Source organism: Mycobacterium montefiorense (assembly GCF_025823255.1).
In the GTDB taxonomy this organism is placed as follows: domain Bacteria; phylum Actinomycetota; class Actinomycetes; order Mycobacteriales; family Mycobacteriaceae; genus Mycobacterium; species Mycobacterium montefiorense.
In genome coordinates this window covers 461338-483687 of the sequence record NZ_JACKVL010000006.1, presented here as the reverse complement: position 1 = coordinate 483687, position 22350 = coordinate 461338, and the positions used below count along the sequence as shown (strand labels likewise).

The 22350-nt window shown below is 63.3% G+C and carries 22 protein-coding genes; 10 read left to right on the top strand and 12 right to left on the bottom strand.

Features of this window, described 5'->3' with window-relative positions; genetic code table 11:
• The first annotated feature begins 193 nt into the window (after positions 1-193).
• The 8 genes from bfr (at position 194) to H7K34_RS04120 (ending at position 8980) form a co-directional block, all read left to right on the top strand.
• Positions 194-682 (top strand): bacterioferritin, encoded by a 489-nt coding sequence (gene bfr, locus H7K34_RS04155; RefSeq protein ID WP_264060229.1) that lies wholly within the window; start codon positions 194-196, stop codon positions 680-682.
• Positions 683-771: 89 nt separating this feature from the next.
• Positions 772-2865: an MDR family MFS transporter gene (locus tag H7K34_RS04150; protein ID WP_264060228.1), complete on the top strand. Its 2094-nt coding sequence runs from the start codon at positions 772-774 to the stop codon at positions 2863-2865.
• Between the two features lie 31 nt (positions 2866-2896).
• Complete coding sequence (locus H7K34_RS04145; protein ID WP_264060223.1) at positions 2897-3391, top strand: carboxymuconolactone decarboxylase family protein; 495 nt, start codon at positions 2897-2899, stop codon at positions 3389-3391.
• 30 nt (positions 3392-3421) lie between these two features.
• The gene (locus H7K34_RS04140) at positions 3422-4765 is read left to right on the top strand and encodes a type I glutamate--ammonia ligase (protein ID WP_264060215.1); all 1344 of its coding nucleotides are present in this window, start codon (positions 3422-3424) and stop codon (positions 4763-4765) included.
• A gap of 2 nt (positions 4766-4767) precedes the next feature.
• On the top strand, positions 4768-5889 hold the full coding sequence (locus H7K34_RS04135) for an amidohydrolase family protein (RefSeq protein ID WP_264060212.1): 1122 nt from the start codon (positions 4768-4770) through the stop codon (positions 5887-5889).
• A gap of 68 nt (positions 5890-5957) precedes the next feature.
• On the top strand, positions 5958-6290 hold the full coding sequence (locus H7K34_RS04130; protein ID WP_264060211.1) for an ArsR/SmtB family transcription factor: 333 nt from the start codon (positions 5958-5960) through the stop codon (positions 6288-6290).
• 14 nt (positions 6291-6304) lie between these two features.
• Positions 6305-6721: an ArsI/CadI family heavy metal resistance metalloenzyme gene (locus H7K34_RS04125; protein ID WP_264060210.1), complete on the top strand. Its 417-nt coding sequence runs from the start codon at positions 6305-6307 to the stop codon at positions 6719-6721.
• A 327-nt stretch (positions 6722-7048) separates the two neighbouring features.
• Complete coding sequence (locus H7K34_RS04120) at positions 7049-8980, top strand: adenylate/guanylate cyclase domain-containing protein (RefSeq protein ID WP_264060209.1); 1932 nt, start codon at positions 7049-7051, stop codon at positions 8978-8980.
• Between the two features lie 776 nt (positions 8981-9756).
• Here the strand turns inward: H7K34_RS04120 and H7K34_RS04115 are convergent.
• The 3 genes from H7K34_RS04115 to H7K34_RS04105 all read right to left on the bottom strand — a co-directional run bounded on the left by H7K34_RS04115 (position 9757) and on the right by H7K34_RS04105 (position 12555).
• A complete protein-coding gene (locus tag H7K34_RS04115) occupies positions 9757-9882 on the bottom strand; it encodes a hypothetical protein (RefSeq protein WP_264060208.1) in 126 nt (41 codons plus the stop codon).
• Between the two features lie 422 nt (positions 9883-10304).
• Entirely contained in the window at positions 10305-10478 is a 174-nt protein-coding gene (locus H7K34_RS04110) for a 5'-phosphate oxidase (RefSeq protein ID WP_264060207.1), read from the bottom strand.
• A gap of 1633 nt (positions 10479-12111) precedes the next feature.
• Positions 12112-12555 carry a limonene-1,2-epoxide hydrolase family protein gene (locus H7K34_RS04105; RefSeq protein ID WP_264060543.1) on the bottom strand — a complete coding sequence of 148 codons (444 nt, stop codon included), beginning with the start codon at positions 12553-12555 and terminating at the stop codon, positions 12112-12114.
• 81 nt (positions 12556-12636) lie between these two features.
• Here H7K34_RS04105 and H7K34_RS04100 point away from each other — a divergent pair, with 81 nt between their 5' ends.
• A complete protein-coding gene (locus H7K34_RS04100; protein ID WP_264060206.1) occupies positions 12637-13554 on the top strand; it encodes a dienelactone hydrolase family protein in 918 nt (305 codons plus the stop codon).
• A gap of 7 nt (positions 13555-13561) precedes the next feature.
• Here the strand turns inward: H7K34_RS04100 and H7K34_RS04095 are convergent, their stop codons facing one another.
• From H7K34_RS04095 to ag85B, 7 genes are all read right to left on the bottom strand, one after another.
• Positions 13562-14884 (bottom strand): cytochrome P450, encoded by a 1323-nt coding sequence (locus H7K34_RS04095; protein ID WP_264060204.1) that lies wholly within the window; start codon positions 14882-14884, stop codon positions 13562-13564.
• An 82-nt stretch (positions 14885-14966) separates the two neighbouring features.
• A complete protein-coding gene (locus H7K34_RS04090; RefSeq protein WP_264060203.1) occupies positions 14967-15380 on the bottom strand; it encodes a lipoprotein LpqH in 414 nt (137 codons plus the stop codon).
• Between the two features lie 13 nt (positions 15381-15393).
• Positions 15394-16239, bottom strand: coding sequence for an SDR family oxidoreductase (locus tag H7K34_RS04085; protein ID WP_264060201.1), 846 nt, complete (start codon positions 16237-16239; stop codon positions 15394-15396).
• 14 nt (positions 16240-16253) lie between these two features.
• A complete protein-coding gene (locus tag H7K34_RS04080) occupies positions 16254-16727 on the bottom strand; it encodes an SRPBCC family protein (protein ID WP_165839836.1) in 474 nt (157 codons plus the stop codon).
• Positions 16728-16764: 37 nt separating this feature from the next.
• Complete coding sequence (gene rpfC / locus H7K34_RS04075; RefSeq protein WP_264060198.1) at positions 16765-17175, bottom strand: resuscitation-promoting factor RpfC; 411 nt, start codon at positions 17173-17175, stop codon at positions 16765-16767.
• Between the two features lie 132 nt (positions 17176-17307).
• Positions 17308-17847, bottom strand: coding sequence for a chorismate mutase (locus H7K34_RS04070; RefSeq protein ID WP_264060197.1), 540 nt, complete (start codon positions 17845-17847; stop codon positions 17308-17310).
• 76 nt (positions 17848-17923) lie between these two features.
• Complete coding sequence (gene ag85B, locus H7K34_RS04065; RefSeq protein ID WP_264060196.1) at positions 17924-18913, bottom strand: diacylglycerol acyltransferase/mycolyltransferase Ag85B; 990 nt, start codon at positions 18911-18913, stop codon at positions 17924-17926.
• A 640-nt stretch (positions 18914-19553) separates the two neighbouring features.
• On the opposite strand from ag85B, the gene H7K34_RS04060 reads away from it, so the two are divergent.
• Positions 19554-20669 carry a DUF7159 family protein gene (locus tag H7K34_RS04060; protein WP_264060194.1) on the top strand — a complete coding sequence of 372 codons (1116 nt, stop codon included), beginning with the start codon at positions 19554-19556 and terminating at the stop codon, positions 20667-20669.
• Positions 20670-20684: 15 nt separating this feature from the next.
• Here the strand turns inward: H7K34_RS04060 and H7K34_RS04055 are convergent, their stop codons facing one another.
• Complete coding sequence (locus H7K34_RS04055) at positions 20685-21614, bottom strand: class I SAM-dependent methyltransferase (protein WP_264060193.1); 930 nt, start codon at positions 21612-21614, stop codon at positions 20685-20687.
• 97 nt (positions 21615-21711) lie between these two features.
• Complete coding sequence (locus H7K34_RS04050) at positions 21712-22242, bottom strand: YceI family protein (RefSeq protein ID WP_264060541.1); 531 nt, start codon at positions 22240-22242, stop codon at positions 21712-21714.
• Positions 22243-22350: the final 108 nt, after the last annotated feature.

Sequence of the window (22350 nt, the reverse complement as noted above, 5' to 3'; positions counted from 1 at the left end):
GAGTCTAACCTAAGTAGGTTAGACGAACCTAACCTTGCACAGTAACACTATTTCAGCTAGTGAGCGCAGCCATACCTTGCTGGAACAATTCAAATTTGCGTGGCAAAGTGCTGCTCAGGCCGGCACGGTGAGCTCCAGCCCAGCCCACCTGCCGCGCCCATCCCACGACAGCCCCGACACCTGAGGAGTGATCATGCAAGGGGATCCGGACGTTCTGCGTCTGCTCAACGAGCAATTGACAAGTGAGCTGACCGCGATCAACCAGTACTTTTTGCATTCCAAAATGCAGGAGAACTGGGGCTTTACCGAGATAGCCGGGCACACCCGTGCAGAGTCCTTCGACGAGATGCGCCACGCCGAGGCCATCACCGACCGCATTCTGCTGCTGGATGGACTGCCGAACTACCAGCGCCTCTTCTCGTTGCGTATCGGCCAGACACTGCGCGAGCAGTTCGAGGCCGACCTGACGATTGAGTACGAGGTGTTGAGCCGGCTCAAGCCGGGCGTGATCATGTGCCGAGAGAAAGAGGACAGCACCAGCGCCTTCCTTCTCGAGAAGATCATCGCCGACGAGGAAAACCACGTCGACTATCTGGAGACTCAGCTCCAGCTGATGGAGAAGCTGGGCGAGCCGCTGTACTTGGCGCAGTGCGTTTCCCGGCCGCCGGGCTCAATCGCGTAATCCCGGCTCGCGGCAACTAACCCGCGGCGAGATTGCCGCGGGTTAGCCCTGGGCACCCGTTAGCATCGAACGCCGACGGGAAGGCAGGCATGACGAGCCCGAGAGCAGCATCCACCGCGTCAACCCAGGCCAACCCTGCAGTGGATCCCGCAACCAGCGGCGCGCTCATCACCCCGCAACGGCGAAACCTGATCTTCGTTGCGATCGTGCTCGGCATGCTGCTCGCGGCGCTGGATCAGACCATCGTCGCGACCGCGTTGCCGACCATCGTTGCCGACCTGGGCGACGCCGGACATCAGTCCTGGGTTGTCACCAGTTACCTGCTGGCGTCGACGATCGTCACCGCGCTGGTCGGAAAACTCGGTGACCTGTTCGGCCGCAAGCGCGTATTCCAGGCGGCCATCGTGTTCTTCGTGATCGGGTCGGTGTCCTGCGGGCTGGCCCAGTCGATGGGCATGCTGGTGGCAGCGCGGGCCTTGCAGGGAATCGGCGGCGGCGGGATCACCGTCACGGCCAGCGCGTTGATCGGTGAGGTTGTCCCGCTCCGCGAACGCGGTCGTTACCAGGGCATCCTGGGTGCGGTCTTCGGTGTCACGACGGTCGTCGAGCCGCTTTTGGGGGGTTACTTCACCGACTACCTGACCTGGCGGTGGGCGTTTTGGGTGAACGTGCCGATCTCGGTGCTGGTGATCTTTGTTGCCGCTGCGGCCATTCCGGCGCTGGCCTCATCCACCAAGCCCGCTATCGACTACGCCGGAATCGTGTTGGTCGGTGTGGGCGCCGCCGGCTTGACGCTGGCGACCAGCTGGGGCGGCACCCTCTACCCGTGGGATTCGGGGACGATCATCGGGTTGTTCGTCGGCGCCGCGGCAGCGCTGGCCGCGTTTGTCTGGGTCGAAAGTCATGTCCCGCAGCCGATCCTGCCGACCCGGCTGTTCGCCAGCCCGGTGTTCACGGTGTGTTGCGTGTTGTCGTTCGTAGTCGGCTTCGCGATGTTGGGCGCGATGACGTTTCTGCCCACCTATATGCAGTACGTCAATGGTGTGTCCGCGACGACGTCGGGGTTGCGCACCCTGCCGATGGTGCTCGGGATGCTGGTCACCTCGACGGGCAGCGGCACCCTGGTCGGCAAAACCGGACGCTACAAGGTCTTTCCGGTCACCGGCACCGCGCTGATGGCGCTGGCGTTTCTGCTGATGTCGCGGATGACACCGTCCACCTCGGCACTGATTCAGTCCCTCGACCTGGTCATCCTGGGTGCCGGCATCGGATTGTCCATGCAGGTGCTGGTTCTGATCGTGCAGAACACCTCGAATTTCGAGGATCTCGGTGTCGCCACCTCCGGCGTGACGTTCTTTCGCACCATCGGCAGTTCGTTCGGCGCCGCGATTTTCGGTTCGTTGTTTTCCAACTTTCTCAAAAGCCGGATGGGTGCGGCCCTGGCGGCCAGCGGCGCACCGCCCGAAGCGGTCAGCTCACCGGGAGCCCTGCATCGCCAGCCACCTAACGTAGCCGCTCCCATCGTGGCGGCCTATTCGGAGTCGCTGAGCGAGGTGTTCTTCTGGGCGGCGCCCGTCGCACTGCTCGGCTTTGTCCTCGCACTGTTCCTGCGTGAGATCCCGCTGCGCGACATCCACAACAGCGCAGTCGATCTGGGCGACGGATTCGGGATGCCTAGCACCGATACTCCGGAACGGCTGCTGGAGAACGCAATTGCGCGCATGCTGCGGGGCGACCCGGGCGTCCGGTTGCGCAGCATCGCGATGCGGCCGGACTGTCGCCTCGACGTGGCCGGATTGTGGGGCGTGATGCGGATCTACCGCTTCGGGCAGATGTACGGGACGGCCCGTCTCAGCGATATCGGCGAATCCATGCGGGTCCCGTTCGAGGTTCTAGAGCCCACGTTCGACGGTCTGGTGTCCGGCGGCTACGCACAGCGCAACGGCGATCAGATGTGGCTGACCACGGCCGGAACCCAACAGGTCGACTACGTCTATTCATTGCTGCTGGCCTGGATCGTCGACAAACTGTCCCGCTCGCCCAGCTATCAGGGCCGTCCGGACCGCCACGAAGTCGAAATCGCGCTACAGCGCATCGCTCACCGCGTTCTGGCCCAACGCGATTGGCACGACGACGTGCCCAGCACCGGTCAGCTGGAGGCCGGCGTCGGCGATAGGCGTTAGTAAACGGAGGGCGCGGGCGTACCATCACGCCATGAGCCGAATCGGAACGTTCGCTGACGACGATATCTACAGCTGGGCTACCAAGTCCCCGGACCTCGGCGGCGCGATCGCCAACTTCAGCCAGGCGGTCTACACCAAGAATCGGCTGCCGATGCGCACCCGCGAAATCGCCCGCGCCGTGATCGCCCACGACAACGAATGCACCGTGTGCATGAACACCCGCGACGCCGACGGGCCGGCTGCCGGTGTCGACGAAGAGCTTTACCAGCACGCGCTGGATTGGCGCACCTGGCCGGGGTTCAGCGAGCAGGAACGGCTGGCAGCCGAATTTGCCCACCGATTCGGCACCGAACACACGAAGTTGCGCGATGACGAAGACTTTTGGAGCCGATGCAACGAGCACTTCTCCGAAGAGCTGCTCGCCGACCTCGCCATGTCGTGCGCATTGTGGGTCGGCATGGGACGCATGCTGCGGACCCTCGATATCGGCCAGACCTGCATGCTGACCCTGCCCAGCCGGGCATAGTCGTCAACGGCGTCCGCCGGTAAGGCTGCGATGACCGGCCTGCCGCTGGCGGCCGCGGCGGTCGCCCAGCTGGAAGCCGAGGGCGTCGACACCGTCATCGGCACCGTCGTGAACCCCGCCGGGCTCACGCAAGCCAAAACCGTGCCGATCCGCCGGACCGGCACCTTCGCCGAACCCGGCCTCGGTGCCAGCCCATCGTGGCATGCGTTCGCCATCGACCAGACCGGCATCGCCTTCACCGACAACGTCGGGGTGATCGGTGATCAACGCGTGCGCATCGACTTATCGGCGTTGCGAATCATCGGCGACGGGTTGGCTTGGGGGCCCGCCGGATTCTTCGAGCAGGACGGCACGCCGGTTTCCACCTGCAGCCGGGGAACGCTGCACCGGGTCGAGGCCGCCCTCGGTGCCGCCGGCATCGAGGCTGCCGTCGGCCATGAGATCGAGTTCGTACTGGTCGAACCCGACGGTGGCAGGTTGCCGTCCGCACTGTGGGCGCAGTACGGCCTCGCCGGCGTGCTCGAGCACGAGGCATTCGTCCGTGATGTGATTGCCGCGGCAGCGACCTCCGGCGTGGGAATCGAGCAGTTGCATCCTGAGTACGGGGCCAACCAGTTCGAGATCTCACTGTCGCCGCTGTCGCCGGTGGCCGCGGCCGACCAGTTGGTGCTGACCCGGATCATCATCGGCCGCGCCGCCCGACGCCATGGGATGCGTATCAGCCTGTCGCCGGTGCCATTCGCCGGCAGCCTCGGATCCGGTGCACACCAGCACTTCTCGCTGACCACGGCGCAAGGACCGCTATTCTCGGGCGGCCCCGGCGCCGGTGGCATGACGCCGGCGGGGGAGAGCGCGGCAGCCGGGGTGATTCGCGGAGTGCCCGAGGCCCAAGGTGTGCTGTGCGGATCGATCGTGTCCGGCTTACGCATCCAGCCGGGCAATTGGGCGGGGGCTTATGCCTGCTGGGGCATCGAGAATCGGGAAGCCGCAGTGCGATTCGTCAACGGCAGCAGATACGGGGGAAACGTCGAAGTGAAGATCGTCGATCCGTCGGCAAATCCTTACCTCGCATCGGCGGCTATCCTAGGGCTGGCACTGGAAGGAATCCGGTGCGACGCCGCATTACCACCGGAAACAACGGTAGACCCGGCACGGCTGTCCGAATCCGATCGTGAGCGCGCCGGTATCACCAGCCTGGCCCGATCGCAGGCGGATATAATTGCCGCGCTGGATAATTCAACGTTGCTGCGAAGTATCCTGGGGGAGTCCGCGGTTGACATGGTTGTCGCAGTCCGCCGTCTGGAACATGAAAAGTATGCTGGCCTGAGCTCCGGGCAACTGGCGGATAGATTCCGGATGGCGTGGAGCCTGTAGCGGTGGCTGACCCATCGGCGCTCGCGCAGCACATCGGTGAAGTGGCGTTGATCGATCAACACGTCCACGGATGCTGGTTAGAGCCCGGCAATCGGCAACGATTCGAGAACGCCCTCAACGAGGCCAACACCGAGCCACTCTCGGACTCGGGTTTCGACTCACAGCTCGGCTTCGCGGTGCGTGCCCACTGCGCGCCCATCCTGGACTTGCCTAAACACGTTGCTCCACAGACCTATTGGCAGCATCGCAGCAAATTCACCGAAATCGAGCTGGCCCGCCTGTTTCTGCCGGCCGCCGGAGTCAGCGACTGGCTGGTGGACACCGGAATCGGCGCCGGCACAACAGATATCGCCAAGCTGAGTGCACTGTCGGGAAACCGTGCGCACGAAGTCATTCGTCTTGAGCAGGTGGCCGAACAGGCCGCGCAGGCGCCCCGCGATTACGCGTCGGCATTCGAAGAGATCCTGCACGACCGTGCGGCCAGCGCTGTCGGCACCAAGTCCATCCTCGCCTACCGCGGCGGTTTCGACGGCGACCTGACCGACCCGACCACGTCGCAAGTCGCCGAGGCCGCAAGCCGGTGGCGGGAGCAAGGCGCGACCCGGTTGCAGGATCGAGTGCTGCTGCGTTTCGGGCTGCACCACGCCTTGCGGTTGGGCAAGCCGTTGCAGTTTCACGTCGGCTTCGGTGACCGGGACTGCGATCTACACAAAGCCAACCCGCTGTTTCTACTCGACTTCCTGCGTCAATCCGGCGACACCCCGATCGTGCTGTTGCACTGCTATCCCTACGAGCGCGAGGCGGGCTATCTAGCGCAGGCGTTCAACAACGTCTATCTCGACGGCGGATTAAGCATCAACTACCTGGGCGCCCGGGCACCCGCATTCATCGCCCGGCTGCTCGAGATGGCGCCATTGCGAAAGATCCTGTACTCGTCGGACGGCTTCGGACCGGCCGAACTGCACTACTTGGGTGCCGCTTTGTGGCGCAGGGGGATTCACCGAGTACTGCAAAGCTTTGTCGATGCCGGCGACTGGAGCGAGGCCGATGCGACCCGGGTGGCCGATCTCATTGGGCACCAGAATGCCGCCCGCATCTATCGCCTCGACGGCGCCGGTCACTGAGGCCAGACCTGACCCAACACCGGGCAACGGCTATTGCGCCTTGATTCGATAGATGTTTATATAGATAGATGTCGATTCAGTCGGGGTGTTGTCCGGCGCTTGGCGTGGCCGCCCTGGGCGCGTCGCAGGCAGTCGACCTGGCGGCCATGTTCAAGGCACTAGGCGACCCGGTTCGACTGCGGCTGTTGAGCCTGATCGCCAGCCACCCGGGCGGTGAGGCCTGCGTGTGTGAGATCTCGGCAACCTTCGACGTGTCCCAGCCGACGATTTCTCACCACCTCAAGTTGCTGCGCTCGGCAGGGCTGTTGGACTGCGAACGCCGCGGCACCTGGGTGTACTACTGGGCGATTCCGGCTGCCCTGCAGCAGCTTTCGTCGGTCCTGGGCGTCGCCGGCCCCTAGTTTGGAGATTCGATATGTCCCGCCTGCAACTCGCCCTCAATGTCGACGACCTCGACGAGGCAATCAAGTTCTACTCCAAGCTCTTTGGCGCCCAGCCCGCGAAGGTCAAACCCGGGTACGCCAATTTCGCGATTGCCGAACCCCCACTCAAACTCGTACTGCTGGAAAACCGCGGGCACGGCGGCACCTTGAACCATCTCGGTGTGGAGGTCGAATCCAGCGCGCGGGTGCACCGCGAGATTAATCGGCTCGCGACGGAGGGCATGTTCACCGAAGAGGAAATCGGGACCACCTGCTGCTTCGCCACCCAGGACAAGGTGTGGGTGACTGGACCCGGCGGTGAGAAGTGGGAGATTTACACCGTTGTTGCCGATTCCGACACGTTCGGGCCTCAAAGCGATCGCCCGGACCAATCTTGCTGCACCACATAGCCGTGTGAAAGCGGCGCAATCCGGGTCACACACCCTCAAGTCCCAGCAGCAATTCACCGAGTCTTAGTCAGCTCGAACAGGATTCGTCTCGGCGACATCGCGCGTTGTCAACGCCATCTCCGGTAACAAGGAATTTCCCATTGCCCCCGGCCGTTTGCTGGAATCGAACCAGCATGCAGGGCGGGCTGGTGATGGGGATTCACCTAGGGGGTTGTTGCTTCGATGCGGGCCATGAGCCGGCGGGTTGGCTGGCATCGCCGGCCACGGGTGAGTAGCGCCACCCCCCGCCCGGGATCTCGGGTACGGACCGCGAATTGGCTTACGCACATGGCTCTTCCGATGGTCGCGTTGTGGCTGTTGCTCGACATACCCAAAGTCGACCTGGAATGGGACAACCGGGTGGCGCATTTCGTGTTGGTCCTGTCGACGGCCTTGGTCTGTGTGGTGCTGGGCGCGTTGATTGGCCGCGAAGCGCGGGCACGGGACGACGCCCGTCTCTGGTTGGTGTCCCTGGTATTTACCACGACCGCAGGATTTTTCGGGGTACACGCACTATTTACGCCCGGGGTGCTGATGGATACCTCCGACGCGGAGTTCATGTTGCCGACGCGAATGGGGCTGGTGCTGGCCGGTGTGATCGCGCTGACTTCTTCGATTACCTTCACGCCGGCAAGAAATGCCTGCCTGTGGTCATTGCGCCGACGCTTGTCGGTGCTCGTTTGGGTCCTGATGGGGGTCTGCGCGGTGCTGATCCTGTGCGGCATGCTGGACCGGCTGCCGAATCAGGCGCTGTTGGAAAGCATGGAGCAGGTCGGGGCGCTGGCCGGCGGCGTGCTGTTCGGGGCGGCGGCTCTTGCCTACTTTCCCATCTACCGGCGGCGCCCCGCGGTGGTCGCCATGTCGGTGCTCACCGCCTTCGTGCTGCTGGCGGAGGCCTCAGTGGCGTTGGCGCTCGGAATGAGCTGGCACGCCTCGTGGTGGCTGTGGCACCTGCTCATGACGATGGCCTTCTGCTTCATCGCCTACAGCGCGCGGGTCCAATTCCGTAAGGAGGGCACGGTCCGAGGGGTGTTCGATTCACTGGCCACCCAGCAGACCATCGCGGATCTGCGCCGCGATTACTCCGTGGCGCTCGAAGAGATGGTCGACGTGCTGCAGCGCCGCGAGCGAGGCGATCAGGTGGCGCCGGGCGCCGTTGCCGCACGGCTTGCCGACCGATTCGAACTGTCCGAGCAACAGGTCGCCGTGCTCAAGCGCGGTGCGGAGGCGCTCGGCACCGAGCGCGAACGCGTGCGCAAGCTGGGTGCGCTGATCGCCCTGGGCCAAGAGTCCAGCGTCATCCAGGACGAGGACGCGTTGCTCAGTCGGGTCATGGCGGCCATCGCAGACGCCTTTCCCGACGACCGATTTCGGCTGGGCATCCTGCGCGACGGCAAGCTCAGCTTTTCCGACGGAGCAACCGAGGACGGTGCTCTCGAGCTGCCTTTGATGGTCAAGGGGCAGGTCGCCGGTGTAATCGAGGCGTACCGATCCGGCGCCTTCGCCGACGCCGACGTCGCGCTGCTGCGCTCGTTCGCTATGCAATCCTCGATCGCTTTGGAGAACGCCCGGCTTTACCACCACCTGGACGGCTTGTTCCGTAGCTACATGTCGCCCGCCGTCGCGACTGCACTGCTTGCCGACCCAGATCAGGCTGGCCTGGGTGGTGCGATTGCCGAAGTGACGGTGTTGATGGCCGACTTGCATGGCTTCACCCCGTTCGCCGAAGCCACTTCCCCCGATCAGGTGGTCACCATGCTGAATACCTATTACGGCGCGGTCGTCCCGGTCATCCTCGAGGCGGGCGGAACCGTTCTGCAGTTCGTCGGCGACGCGGTGATGGCGATCTGGGGCGCTCCGGCGCGCCAGGCCGATCACGCGTTGCGGGCCGCCGGCGCCGCGCTTGCGCTGCACACCGTGGTGGAGCAGGCGGCGTGCGGGCACGTGGACTGGCCGCGGTTTCGGGTCGGGATTAACACTGGGCCGGCGCTGGTGGGCAACATCGGTGCCGAACAGATGCGTAGCTTCACCGCGATCGGGGACACCATGAATCTGGCCGCGCGCCTACAGAACTTGGCCAAGCCCGGTCAGGTGGTGGTCGGCCCCAGCACCTCCACCGCGCTCGGTACGACCGCGCGGGTCAGCAGGCACGGCTGGGTGAAGGTCAAGGGCAAGCGTGATCCGGTCCGGCTTTGTGTTTTGCACGAGTTGGCTTCATAGCAATAGCGTTTCGTGTTTTGCGCTGCCTTTCGCGCACCGAACCGAATGCAGCCACGGCACGAAACTCGTTGACGTACTGGGAACCCCAGCTCCATTGGGGGTCGACGTGTCACCGGGGAGAATCATCCTCACAACGAAACACCCTTTGGTTAAGCGGGCTTAACGGCGTAGACTCAACGTTCTCGGGGTACTCGGAGTTCACAAGTCCATATATCGGGCAACAGATCGTTCAAGACGAACGGGGGAAACTGCCATGTCACGTCGTACGAGCAAGATCATTGTCGCCTTAATGCTTTCCTTTACCGCTGTCACAGCGTCGGGGTGCACAGTCCCTCTCACCATCGATTGCTCCCCATTCACCTGCTCGCCCTAATGGCGACCGGCCGGTTACCTCGGTCGCAAGCAAGCTGATCGCGTCGCTCCGGGCGCACCCTCATTGGGTACGTCCGGAGGCGCGGCGTCAGCTGCGGTGCATCCGAAAGCTGTTGCACCGCAGCAACATAAATTTTCCGGCCGCAGAGACCTTTTTAAGTCACGGAAGTTGACGGAAAAGCCGCGCGGGCGATAGCGCGGCGGAGTCGCGCCAAATCATCCATGCAGCACAATGGATTTCGGCAGCTTGAAGGATAAGGCCCCCGCCCGCAGTGCAGCCGGTCCGTGATAGGCATCCCCGATCCAGACGCACCCGGTGACCGGGCCATAGCGAGGAGATCCGCGATAATCCCTGCTCTCACTGGGATTATCGCGGACTCACCCCACGTCTGCTGCCTGCCTTCCTAGAGCGAAAAGGTTAAGCCTGAGGTGCCTGGGTCGAAGGTGAGCGGCACCGTGCACCCCGATGCCGTCAGCGCGGTGAAGCCGAGGATCACGGCGACGGCGATCTTGCTACTAAGACGTGACATGAAAAAGCCCCCGTTCGTCTAAAGGACATTCTGTTGCCAGAGAGCCGTTCTGTTGCCCGAGACACACGAACAATACGATGCCAAAGTCCATGATCACGAGGGTTTTCGCGAAAACTCCCGAAAGTTTTTTCGACTTTCCATTCAACCAGTACGGTTCTGGCCGGTTCGTCATAGACCCGGTATGTCGCAACGTAAATTGTTGGCCCGCAGCGACTTCCGATAGCCCCAAAATCAAGATCAGTTGTCGCACAAGGGGATGCGAATCGGACGCGCGATAAATGACGACAAATCTGACGCGTCAGGCGCCCCGTCTTGTGTCCGCGACTGCCGATTCCACGTCCGGTGCACGGCCAATCAACCCGAGATGCTTGGCGGTACGCGGCGCGAGCGGTGACCCACCGGCGTCACGATACGCATGTTGGCTAGCCCCAATGCGGGGGTACTTCGCTACCTGGGCAGTCGGTGTATTGGCAGCTGATGTCGCGCACCACCCTCCGGACCACATTGCCGTCGTCGTCGCGGATGTACTCGACTGTGGCCTCGGCTGCCCGGCGACAGTGGGGACAGACGTCCATTTCAGTTTCGAAGCGCGGCATCGCCTCATCCTCCCCGTCACTATGTGATTGAGGCGTCGCAGAGGCACGCCCTGTTCATGATCCCGTATGTCCGGCAAGGAATGGCTCGGGATTCGCCGAACCGGCGACGCTCATCGGTGTATGGCTACACCCGAGACTAGAGCAGTGCATAGTGCGCCGCCGACCGCTCTCTCGCCAGCACGCGAAATCCGTCGATGCCCGGGCCGCGAAGTACTCGCTGGCCCGGGCGAACGACAAACAGCCCGCCGCATTGCAGGGGGCGTCGGTGAACTCCCACCCTGTGGCGAACCAACATGATGCCTACCCGAGGGCATCAGGTCGTGGTCAGGGGCTCCGAAGGGGCAACCCACTCAACTGGCGGCTACCCCCGGGCGCCTGGCACACAGTGCGACAAGTCGCCCGGGCTTACATAGATACGGTGATGAGCGAGAAGACCGGCGTACATCCCGTCGCCGACAACGCGGTAACTCCGAGGATTACAGCGACGGTGATCTTGCTGGTGATGCCCGACATAACGCACTCCATTCGTCCCGATTGCGCCCGACTCAATTTGGAACCAGGTCCATGGCGTCAGGAGGCACAAGAAAGACCGCTCCCGACTCCGAACAACAAATAGTCGGCATGAAGGCGCCCACCACCGCATTCAGACCCGATTCGGTCGGTCCAGATACTAACCCGAGATCTGCTTCATACGCCAGTTTTACCGACAAATAATCTGGTCATGTTGATTTGCCAGGTGGTACTCACGGCGGTGCGCGTTACCCAAACATGGACGACGCCTGCTGCCCGCCGCGCGGCCGGACCGCGTTCGAAATACCATGCCAGACAATCTGTTTGTCACAGATTCAGAAAACTCACATCAGAAACATCGGCTAGCATCCTGACGCTGTCACTGCCGTCAGGCCGAGTATCAAAAAAACACTTACTTTGCTGATAATACGCAGCATTTACACTCCATTCGTTCAGTAATTACCCAGCTCGAGCCACACTGGGACGGGCGTCAGCAGGCGCAAAAAATGCTGATTATGACTCCGGACAACAAATAGGCGACATCAAGACGCCCACTGCTGCATTTACACGAATACCGCACAGAACCCGAGGCTCTCGCGGCGGGAGTGAATCACTGTCACAGATAGACCAGCGCCACCCGCCGCGCACATGGGCTCAGCCCGCTTTTCGAGCTTTCGCCAACCGTTGACGGCCCCAACCACCGGGCACGCCAACCAGCGAAGAAACGACGTCTCAGATCAGACCCGAAGCGCCGAAATTTGCCCCACGCGTCAAGGCATTAAAACGAGAAGAGCGACAGGATCGGCGAACATCCTGACGCCGTCACAGCGGTGAAGCCGAGGACCACAGCGACACTGAATTTGGTGGTTACGCGCGACATTCGCACTCCGTTCGTCCAGGTAGGCGCCCGGCTCAAGACAAGCCACGGGCGTGGCATCAGGAGGCACGAAAAATGGCCGCTCCCGACTCCAAATAACAAATAGCTGGCATGACTGCGCCCACCACCGCATTCAGACCCGATTCGGCCGGTGCAGATCATAACCGAGATCTGCTGGACCGCGCTAGATGATACCCACGGGTAACTATTGCCATTAGTCGCAGCCGTAAGTGAACGAAATCGGGCCTAGATCAGACCCGTAGCATCGAAAATCCATGATGTGTCGGCAGTTGCCAGCGCCTCGAAGTGGTTCGGGGGCGCGAAGCTGACCAGGCTGTTCATGTCCCAGTAGTCTTTCCAGACCGTGATCTTGCCGTCCACGACTTTATGTACCGTGACGAATCTGAGCACGCCTCGTTCACCCGAGGTGAAGGTCCAGGTTTCGGAGTGCTCGTACATCACATCGGCGCCATTCGATAACAGCACACCGTCGTGGTTCTGGTAGCCCGCGAGCGGCTCGAGCCCCATCTTGAGTCGCTTCACGGTGTCTTCCGGACCACGCGCCGCCAACGCGGGCACCGGCATGTCGACGTAGAGGCAGTCTTCGGCGAGGAACGACTGGACTGCATCCCAGTCCCGGCGTGAAAGCGCCCGCCACAGCCCTAGTACGACCTCCTCGACCGCGATCATAGAAACGTCTGTCATAGCGGCAAATAAACTCGATCGCTGCACGGGTGTCAACCGCCGCGGCGCAGGCGGATACTCGCCAAGGTGAACCCGCTGCAGCGTTACATCGCCGACGAGATCGCCACCGACCACGTCGACGGCTTGCTGACCAGACGCGAGGCCATGCGGCGGCTATCGCTGCTAGGCCTGAGTGGCGCAGCCGCGGCCGCACTGCTCGCGGCGTGCTCCGTGCCGCACGAACAGTCCGAAACTTCCAAAGCCACGTCGGCCCCCGAAACATCAACTGGCCCAATGCAACCGCCCGGTATGGCGAACGCGCTAACCCCATCGTCGATCTCGTGGAGTGAGTCGACGGGGCAACTGCAAGGGGCGTGGGCGCAGGCGGCAGATCCCAAGGGCGCCGTGCTGGTCATCCACGAGAACAAGGGACTCACCGACTGGGTGCGATCGGTCGCCGGCCGGCTGGCCGGGGCCGGGTATTCGGCGCTCGCCATAGACCTGCTCTCCGCCAACGGCGGAACCGCTGCGTTCCGGGATCCGGCGGAGGCCACCGCGGCGCTCAGCTCTATCGCGCCGAAGCAGTTCACCCACGACATAAACTCCGGCGTCGCCGAATTGAAGCTCCGCGCGCCGGCGCAAAAGGTTGGGGTGGTGGGTTTTTGCTTCGGCGGGGGACTGGTGTGGCAACTGCTGGCCGCCGGCGCTCCGGGAGTCTCGGCTGCCGTTGCGTTCTACGGGCCGTTGCCACCCAATCCCAACTTCACCGGAGCCAAAGCAGCAGTGCTTGGTATCTACGGCGCCCTGGACACCAGGGTCACCGGTTCTCGCGCAATAGCTAAGGCTGCTCTCGACCAGTATGGGCTGGTCAACGACCTGGTGATCGAACCCGACGCCGACCATGCCTTCTTCAACGACACCGGCCCTCGCTACAACGCCGTGGCCGCGACTGACGCCTGGCAGCGCCTGTTGGACTGGCTGAGCCGCTACCTGGCCCAGCAATGATCGGCACCTAGGCGTCTAGCGGTGCCATCGCTCGCGCCCGCCCCAGCGCTACCGGCAGGCTCGACCAACCCCGCAGCACTCGGGTGGCGCGCCTGGTCCCGGCACCGGCCGGACGCACCTCGGGGAAGCGATCGAAGAAGGCCCGCAACCCCACCTCGCCCTCAGCACGGGCAAGCGCGGCGCCCAGGCAGAAGTGGCGGCCCCCGGAAAACGCGAGATGCCTACCCGCATTGGGGCGTTCGATGTCGAAGCGATGCGGGTCGGGGAACACCGACGGGTCCCGGTTGGCGGCGGCCAGGTAGAGCAGCACCATGTCTCCGCTGCTGACCTGCCTGCCGGCCAGCTCGACGTCGTTGAGGGCCTTGCGCACCGTGAGTTGCACCGGCGAGTCCAACCGCAGGATCTCTTCAACAGCGTTGGGCCACAACTCGGGACGTTCGCGCAACGTGTCGAGATGCTCGGGCGCGTCGAGCAACATACGAATCCCGTTGCCCAACAGGTTTACCGTGGTTTCGAACCCTGCGGCCAACACCAAGGCGGCAATCGCGGTGAGTTCGGCTTCGTTGAGATGTGTTTCGTCCACGCCACTTTCGGCTGTCTGAATCAGCTGACTCATCAAATCGTCACCGGGCGAGCGGCGCAATTGCTGCAGGTGACCGACGAGCCATGCGTTGAATCCGGCGATCCCTTGTTGCACCATGCGGTATTGGCGCCACGGCAATCCGATGTCCAGACTCGGAGCTGCCAATTCGCCGAACTGCAGGACGCGCGGCCGGTCGTGCTCGGGCACACCCAAGATATCGCTGATGATGGCGACCGGAAGCAGCGAGCAATACCGTCCGACGATATCCACGACACCGGACTCATCGGCCAACTCGTCGAGGAGGTTGGCCGCGGTTTCCTCCACCCGATCACGCAACGCGGCGACTGCCCGCGACGTGAACACGGCCGACACCGTCTTGCGGTAGCGCGTGTGATCCGGCGGCTCGGTCGCCAGCAGCGAGGGCTCGCGCAACGGATGCAGCAGATCATCGCGCGCCCGGCGCTCCAGCCATCGCACCGGCCCCGGCAGATTCGATCCCAGCACCACCACCCGGAAGTCGTCGGAGCGCAGCAGACCATGGATCACTGCATGGTCGACGGCCAAATAGCCGACGCGGCCTCGCACCATTGGGCCCAGCGCATGCAGTTCGTCGCAGAATGCGATCGGGTCGGCGGGCACCGTCGGGTCGGCGATCAGCCTGGCCTGCATGTCACCGCGCCGGAGCCCGATCGTCGCGACGCCCCGAATGAACCCGTGCATCGCAAGCCAGTGCAATCGCTCCTTCACTGCGCCTCCCTCGGCCAGGCGGGTGTATCGCAGAAGCGTATGCCGGGGGCGGCCCGGAATCCCCGTCGCTAACCGGTCAATTTCAGCAGTCCGCGGTGATCTTGAAGTCCGTGGTGATGACCTTGTTGGGATTGCTGTTGTTGATGCCGTAGGCGCTGCCGGAGATCGTGTACGCACTGTTGGTTGCGTCGGCGTGCGCTTCGCCCACCCCGCCTTGCCAGAAGCTTCCGGTGAACCCGTTAATGTTGCGGATCTTCACCCACTGGGGGATGACCCGAGATGCGCTGAACAACACCACCGCTTCCACCTGGCCGTCACGGTCGCGGATGTCGATGGTCCGGTAGGACTGCAACTGGCTGCACGCGGCCGGACGTGCCGCGTGACTGGTGCCGTCGATGGTCAGGTGCGCGGCAGCACGCGGCGTCGTCTGGGGCTCGGCACAGCCGGCGACACCGGCGACAAGGGCAAACCCGACCGCGACCAACCTGTACTGCATCACTTCGGCTCCTTTACTGCCGCTTCGGCATCAACCCGGGCAGCGATTTGGCGATGCGGCCGCGGACAAACTCCGGGCTCAGGCCTTTCAGCAGGTCGATCATGCGAATGCTCTTCGGCACGTACCAATGCAACCGCTTCGGGCTGTGGTAAGCCTGCCATGCGGCTTCGGCCATGCTGGCCGCCGGCATCAGCCGCAGCATGCCCTTCTTAGGCGCGGTGGCGCGCAGCTCGGCTGCGGTCATCGGCGCGCCACCATCAGCGGAGTGGTTGGGCGTCGTGGTCAGAATGGCGGTGTCGATCAGACCCGGCAATACGTCGGCGACGCGAACCCCGTGGCGCTCCCATTCAACGCTAAGCGCCTCGGTCAGCCCTTTGACCGCGTGCTTGGTCGACGAGTAGACCGCGATGCGCGGCATGCCATAGGTCGCCGACGACGATGACGTCGAGAACATCAGGCTGCCGGGGGCTCTCTTGAGGTAGGGCAGCGCGCCGTAGGCCCCGGTCAGCACGGCTTTGTAATTGACCTCGACGACCCGCATGGTGGCCTCGTAGGGCACGTCCTCGAACCAGCCGGATTCGCCGACCCCGGCGTTGTTCCACATCATGTCCAGGCCGCCGCCGGCATTGTCGGCGCAAAAGTCGGCCAAGGCGCCGTCCAGATCCGCCTTGACCGTCACGTCGACGGCGCGAGTCCACAGGCGCTCGTCGCCAAGCTCGCCGACCAGAGCCGCCAGACCGTCAGCGTTACGGTCCACCGCTGCCACCCGCCAGCCGTTGGCGTGGAAAAGCCTGACCCCTTCTCGGCCCATGCCACTGCCCGCACCAGTGATGAAGACCGATTTGACGACGCCTGGCATACCACCCTTCCCTGTCAGCCCGCCTCAACCACATCTTTGATGCGGTTCAGCGTCTTGGTCATATCACGGACGTTCCGGCGCTTGCGCAGAAAGCCGCCAAACAACCAGTAGACGCCGAGCCACGGCGCCGGGCTGAGCCGAAATGACTCAGTCACGTCCGTGCCGGCGCCCGATGGAGCCAACCGGTAGTGCCAGTTGTTGACCGGTCTGTCGTTGAGACAGACCGCGAATCCGAATTCACGGCCGGGTTCGCATGCGGTGACTTCGCAGGTCGTCCAATAAACCGGCCCGATCTCGTTTCTCTTCACGTGGCCGCGGAATTTGGCGCCCAGGGCCGGGCCGGTCGCATCACCCAGCCACTCGGCTTCAAAGACCTCCGGTGAGAACTTTCCGGTGTTGCGGACGTCAGAAATCACGTTCCAAATCGTGTCCGCAGGTGCCGCCATATGTACGGTTGCCGAACCTTCCATCGCCCGATCCAAACACATGCTCGGCCGTGAACCTAGGCCGCGCCCGATTTGATCATCAGTGCGGCATGGCGGCCTGGATCAGCCCGTTGATGAGCTCCTTGATGCCCTGCGCAGGGTGCGAGTACCACCCGATCGGGAGGCCGGACTGAGCACCGCACTTGGGCCAGGGCTCCACACCCTGGTCAGCGAAAAGCCGGTTGGCAACCGCGATTTGTTGCTCGCGGGATGCCGCGGCAGGGTTGCCGACACCGCCGTATCGGGCCCAGGTGGCCGGCTTGAATTGCAGTCCGCCGTAGACTCCGTTTCCGGTGTTGGCGTGCCAGTTGCCGCCGGATTCACACTCCGCGATCGCGTCCCAGTTGGGAGTCGGCGCCGCGCCAGCCTCGGCGGTCGCCGGGCCTAGGGTCGCTGCAATGAACCCGCCCATAATCGCGTACTTGACGAGAGGCTTCCCCAAGTTTCTCATGTCAAGCAATTCGGCATGTGTGTAGAAAGCGTTACCGATTCGATTGGTTCGCGAGATAAGAAGTTTATGGCATTTCTATGGCAATGAAATCGGCACGTCACAAGCTATTTACGGCACCCGTGCAGCCGATAGTTAAGCGCAATAAGCCTGCGTCGCCAGCGATAAGGCCTGCTGGTAGAGGGTGTCGAGCTGCCGAATTCTTATAACGACAGCCCGCGCGGCGTCGAGCTGCGAGCCACACGCCGGCGCGTGCAGAAGGTCCCAGTGGGCGACTATCTGACTCATCATCGTCTGGTTGAGGCCGTCGATCTCCGACCGTGACGCCGACAGGTCGGGCGAACCAGCAGGCGCATTCGACGGATTGAGCTTCCACCCCGCGAAGCGGGTGTACTCGATCGCTTCGGTGGCGTTGATCTGGTCACCGAACACCCGGGTGACATAGGACGGGTCGATGTGTTCACCGGCGGCATCGGCAGTCAACTTCGCGAGTTCTTCTTGAACGCGGCCCGGGTCCTCGATGGCGCCGTGCGAATTCCATTTGAATGCGGCGACCGGCTCGGCAATTTGCAGCCGGTGCGCGGCGGCATCGACCAGCTCGGTCAATGCGCTGGTGTCGGCTCGTGCCGATGTTGGCAGCAAAGTGGCGGCCGACAGCGTTAGCACCATGGCCAAAAGGGCCCTTGACGCGCTACTGCGCCTGACGATTTCCGTCAAGCGCAGTAGCGAAATCCCTTGCGGCACAGGCCGATTATCCGCCGCCTCCGGGGGAAGCACCCAAGCTGCTCTGCAGGTCACCCTTCATCGCATTGAGCTGAGCACCCCAGTACTCCCAGCTGTGGGTTCCGTAAGGCGGGAAGTTGAACACGGCGTTGTGGCCGCCCGCGGCGTTGTAGGCGTCTTGGAACTTCTTGTTGACGCCGATCATGAAATTGCTCTCGAGGAACGTGGCCGGCAAATTGGCACCGCCCAGTTCGTTCGGCGTCCCATTACCGCAATACACCCAGAGCCGGGTGTTGTTGGCGACGAGTTGGCCGACGTTGACCAAGGGGTCGTTGCGTTGCCACGCGGGGTCGTTATCGGGCCCCCACATGTCTTCCTTCTTGTAGCCGCCGGCATCGCCCATCGCCAGGCCTATCCAGCCCTGGCCAGTGGACGGACTCAGGTAGCCGGACAGCGAACCGGCGTAGACGAACTGTGCCGGGTGGTAGATCGCCAGATTCATTGCCGATGCACCCGCCATTGAGATCCCGATCGCGGCACTGCCGTTCGCCTTGACGCCCTTCTGCGACGACAGGTATCCCGGCAGCTCGCTGGTCAGGAACGTCTCCCACTTGTAGGTCGAGCAGCCAGACTTCCCGCACGCGGGGCGGTACCAGTCGGTGTAGAAGCTGGACTGTCCACCGACCGGCATGACGACCGACAGGCCGGACTTGTAGTACCACTCAAAGGCGGGAGTGTTGATGTCCCAGCCGTTGTAGTCGTCCTGGGCCCGCAATCCGTCGAGCAGGTACACGGCAGGCGAGCCTTCGCCGCCGCTCTGGAATTGGATCTTGATATCGCGGCCCATCCCGGCGGACGGCACCTGCAAATATTCAACGGGCAAGCCTGGGCGGGAGAAAGCTCCCGCGGTGGCCGCTCCGCCGGCAAGACTGATCAGGCCCGGCAGGGTGACAGCCACTGCCGCACCGACTAAAAGCCGGCGCCCCCAGGCCCGGATCTTCTCGCTCACGTCTGTCATACCTGCGCCCCTTGTCGGTCGTCTGTAGTCGCGTGGTGCCCTCGCAGAATTTACCGTGCGAATAGGTCAAATGTCGATTGGGACGCGTTGTCATCTCGGTTTTGTATCGGGAACTGCAAAAAATTCACCGAGACCGATAGCTGATCGCCAAAGCCGGAGCCCGCTTCCGCGGCCTAATTTGGCGCCATCGCTTGGCAAACCACCAGGTAGAGGACGCAACGCCAAAACCAAGGCGCCAGGGGAGTGGTGTGCGACAACAAAGGCTACAAATGTTGTCTAATCAAGATCAGCTGCCGATTTCGACACGCCTACGGCGACCGCCAATCGGCCCAACGGTTAGCTGCATTGACAGTTGGTACGGCGGCGGACCACCGCCCGCGAGGCGGCGCCGATGCGGCTGACGCGTTCGATAATTAGTTCGATTCCGCCGTCAGCTGGGCCTGCGCGTGGGATTTCCCGGGAACTGATATCGGTGCAGCCGAACCCGCCACGACCGCGTAGGCTCTCTCGAAGCAAGCCGATGGAGACCGAACGCAAACCCGGTCCGTTCCGGCCCTCTCGAATCACCGCACCAGCGGACTTTATGGTGCGGTGATGGTTAGGCAGGGCCTCGGAGTCCGGGACGATTGAGGTGCAAACTTTGGACACGGTACTAGGGCTATCACTGACGCCGACCACCTTCGGGTGGGTCCTCGCTGAGGGGCACGGCGCAGACGGCACCATCCTGGATCACCAGGAATCGGCGCTGCACGCCGATCACGGCGTGCCCGCTGTGAGTACCGCAGAACAGGTGGCACAAGAGGTCTTGCGGGTAGACGCGCAGGCCAACGCGAGCGATCACCATTTGCGCGTCAACGGGGTGACGTGGAACGACGATGCGGCCGCGCAAGCCGCACTGCTGCTAGAGGCGCTGACCGACGCCGGCTTCGACAACGTGGTGCCGGTTCGGTTGCTGGAGGCCGTCGAGACCCTGGCGCGGGCTATCGCTCCGGTCATCGGGTACGAGCAGACCGCGGTCTGCCTTCTCGAACACGAGCGGGCGACCGTCGTCATGGTCGACACCCACGACGGCGAGACTCAAACAGCCATCAAACACGTCAGCGGCGGCTTCGACGGGCTGCGATCCTGGCTGACCGGAATGTTCGAACGCAGCGGATGGCGCCCGGGAGGCGTGGTTGTGGTCGGCGCTGACAGCGACATCGATGGATTCTCCTGGCAGCTCGAAAAGGCCCTGCCGGTCCCGGTCTTCGCGCAGACCATGGCGCAGGTGACAGTCGCACGCGGCGCGGCGCTGGGTGCGGCTCGAAGCACCGAGTTCACCGACGAGCAACTCGTCGCGCATACCAGCGAACCCGCGCCCGCCGCGCCGCCACGGCGACCCGGACACTTGTCCTACGCGGGGGCCGTGACCGCATTGGCCGCCGGCGCGGTCACCTTCGTCTCTTCGCTAGCAGTTGCCGTGGGTATCCAGCTCGCTCCCGACGCAGGGCACGCATCGGCGAAGCATTCGGTGCACGCGCCGACACCAGAAGTTGCCGAGGCCGCGAAGCACCCGGTCGCACCACCGGCAGCCGCGACACTGGCGCCGGGCCAGGCTGAACCGGTTTCGAGACCCGGGGCACCGGACGAGCAAGGCACTCTCGCCGAGCAGCAGCCCGACCCGAATGGCCCGCAACCGTATTTGACGCGGGTGCTCGAACACATACCGGGCGACACCGGCGATCCGACCACGCCGGCCGAGCCGACCCAGCCCTAGGTCCGTGCCGGGCGCCTAGGGCTGCCGAATCGCAGTGCAGTAGTAGGCGTCTGCGGCAGGATCGCCTGCGACCGAAGGCATTTCGGCTAGACCGTTGTCCGCGAACAATTGATTCAGCGTCCTAACTTCCGTCTGCCAGCCGTGGCTTTCCAGATATGCGCCAACATCGCTGCGCTCAACGTCATAGCGCAAGTCGGCGAGTACCACGTCGAACCCGTACTCACGCCAGCGCTCGCCGGCGACAGCAACCATGTCCGGCGCCTGATCACCGTTTTCATCCGGCCGGCTGCCGAAAATCTCAGCAGCCAAACGACTTCCGGGCGTGGCGAGATCGGTGATGTTGTCCAACAAGCGATCCTGGGCATCGGGTGGCAAGAATGCCAACAGCCCTTCGGCGATCCACGCACTGGGCTGGGTGGCGTCAAAGCCCTTTTCGCGCAATGCCGTTGGCCAATCGTCTCGCAGATCGATCGGCACTACCCTCAACGCCGTCGCCGGTTGCACATCCAGATCGGCAAGCGTGGAGTTCTTGAACTGCAACACTTCGGGCTGGTCGATCTCGAAAACCGTGGCACCGGCCGGCCAAGACAACCGATAGGCCCGTGCATCCAGTCCGGACGCCAGGATCACGGCCTGGCGGATGCCCGCGTCCATCGCATCGCGGAAGAACGCATCGAAGTACGGCGTGCGGACACCCATCAGGTCGGCCATCCGCTGCAAACCCCATGCCTCGTCGGCAACGTCGATATCGGCCGCATCGATTTCGCCATTGGCCCAGCGTGCGAGGAATTCGATTCCGACAGCTCGCACCAGCGGTTCGGCGAAGGGATCGTTGATCAGCGGCTTATCGGCCTTCGTAGCGACCGCCCGAGCAGCTGCCACCATGGTGGCGGTCGCTCCGACACTGGTCGCCAGATCCCACGAATCGTTGTCCGTACGAGGCATTCCGACCCCTTTCGACGAGGCAAAACAATAGATACTTAGCTGAATTAATGAATCTCCTGCCGAGGATACACTCGGCAGCCGGTACCGCCAGTGGGACTCAATAGTCCTTGGCGTGCAGCGCGGTGAAAGACAACGCGACGTCGTCGGCGACCTGCACCGAGCCCATCAGCAGCGAGTACGGCTTGATGCGGTAAGCGGACTGACGAACTGTGGATCCGGCGGACATTCTCCATGAGTCTCCGAGATCCTCTGTGTGCAAATCGATTACGTGGTCGCGCTGGATGCCGCGGATCGCCAGCGTACCGGTCAGCCGGTAGCCCTTTTCGGTCTCTTCGATGACGGCGGCGGCGAAGCAGATTTCGGGGAAGTGGCTGGCGTCCAGTGAGCTGAGCGCGTTGGAACGCACCAAGGCCTTCTCGGGACCCGAGAGCCCCTTGACGCCGCCCTGACTGCTGATCACCTCGAACGAGCCCGCCTCGATTACGAGTTCGGCCGCAACGGGATTGGCATCAGCCCATCGCACCGTTGCCTGCCAGCGTGTCATCGCGATCGTGAGGCGGTGGCCCATCCGCGCGGCCCGGCCCTTGACGCCGGTACGAAGAAGCAGTTCGCCGTCGGCAGCGTTCATTGTCCACAAGTCAGTCACAGACCGACTGTATTCACCTGGTCAACACGGTGCGGTAGTGCGTCCTGTCACGGCCCGGTTGCCTGGCTAAAATCTCTGCCAGATCCAAAG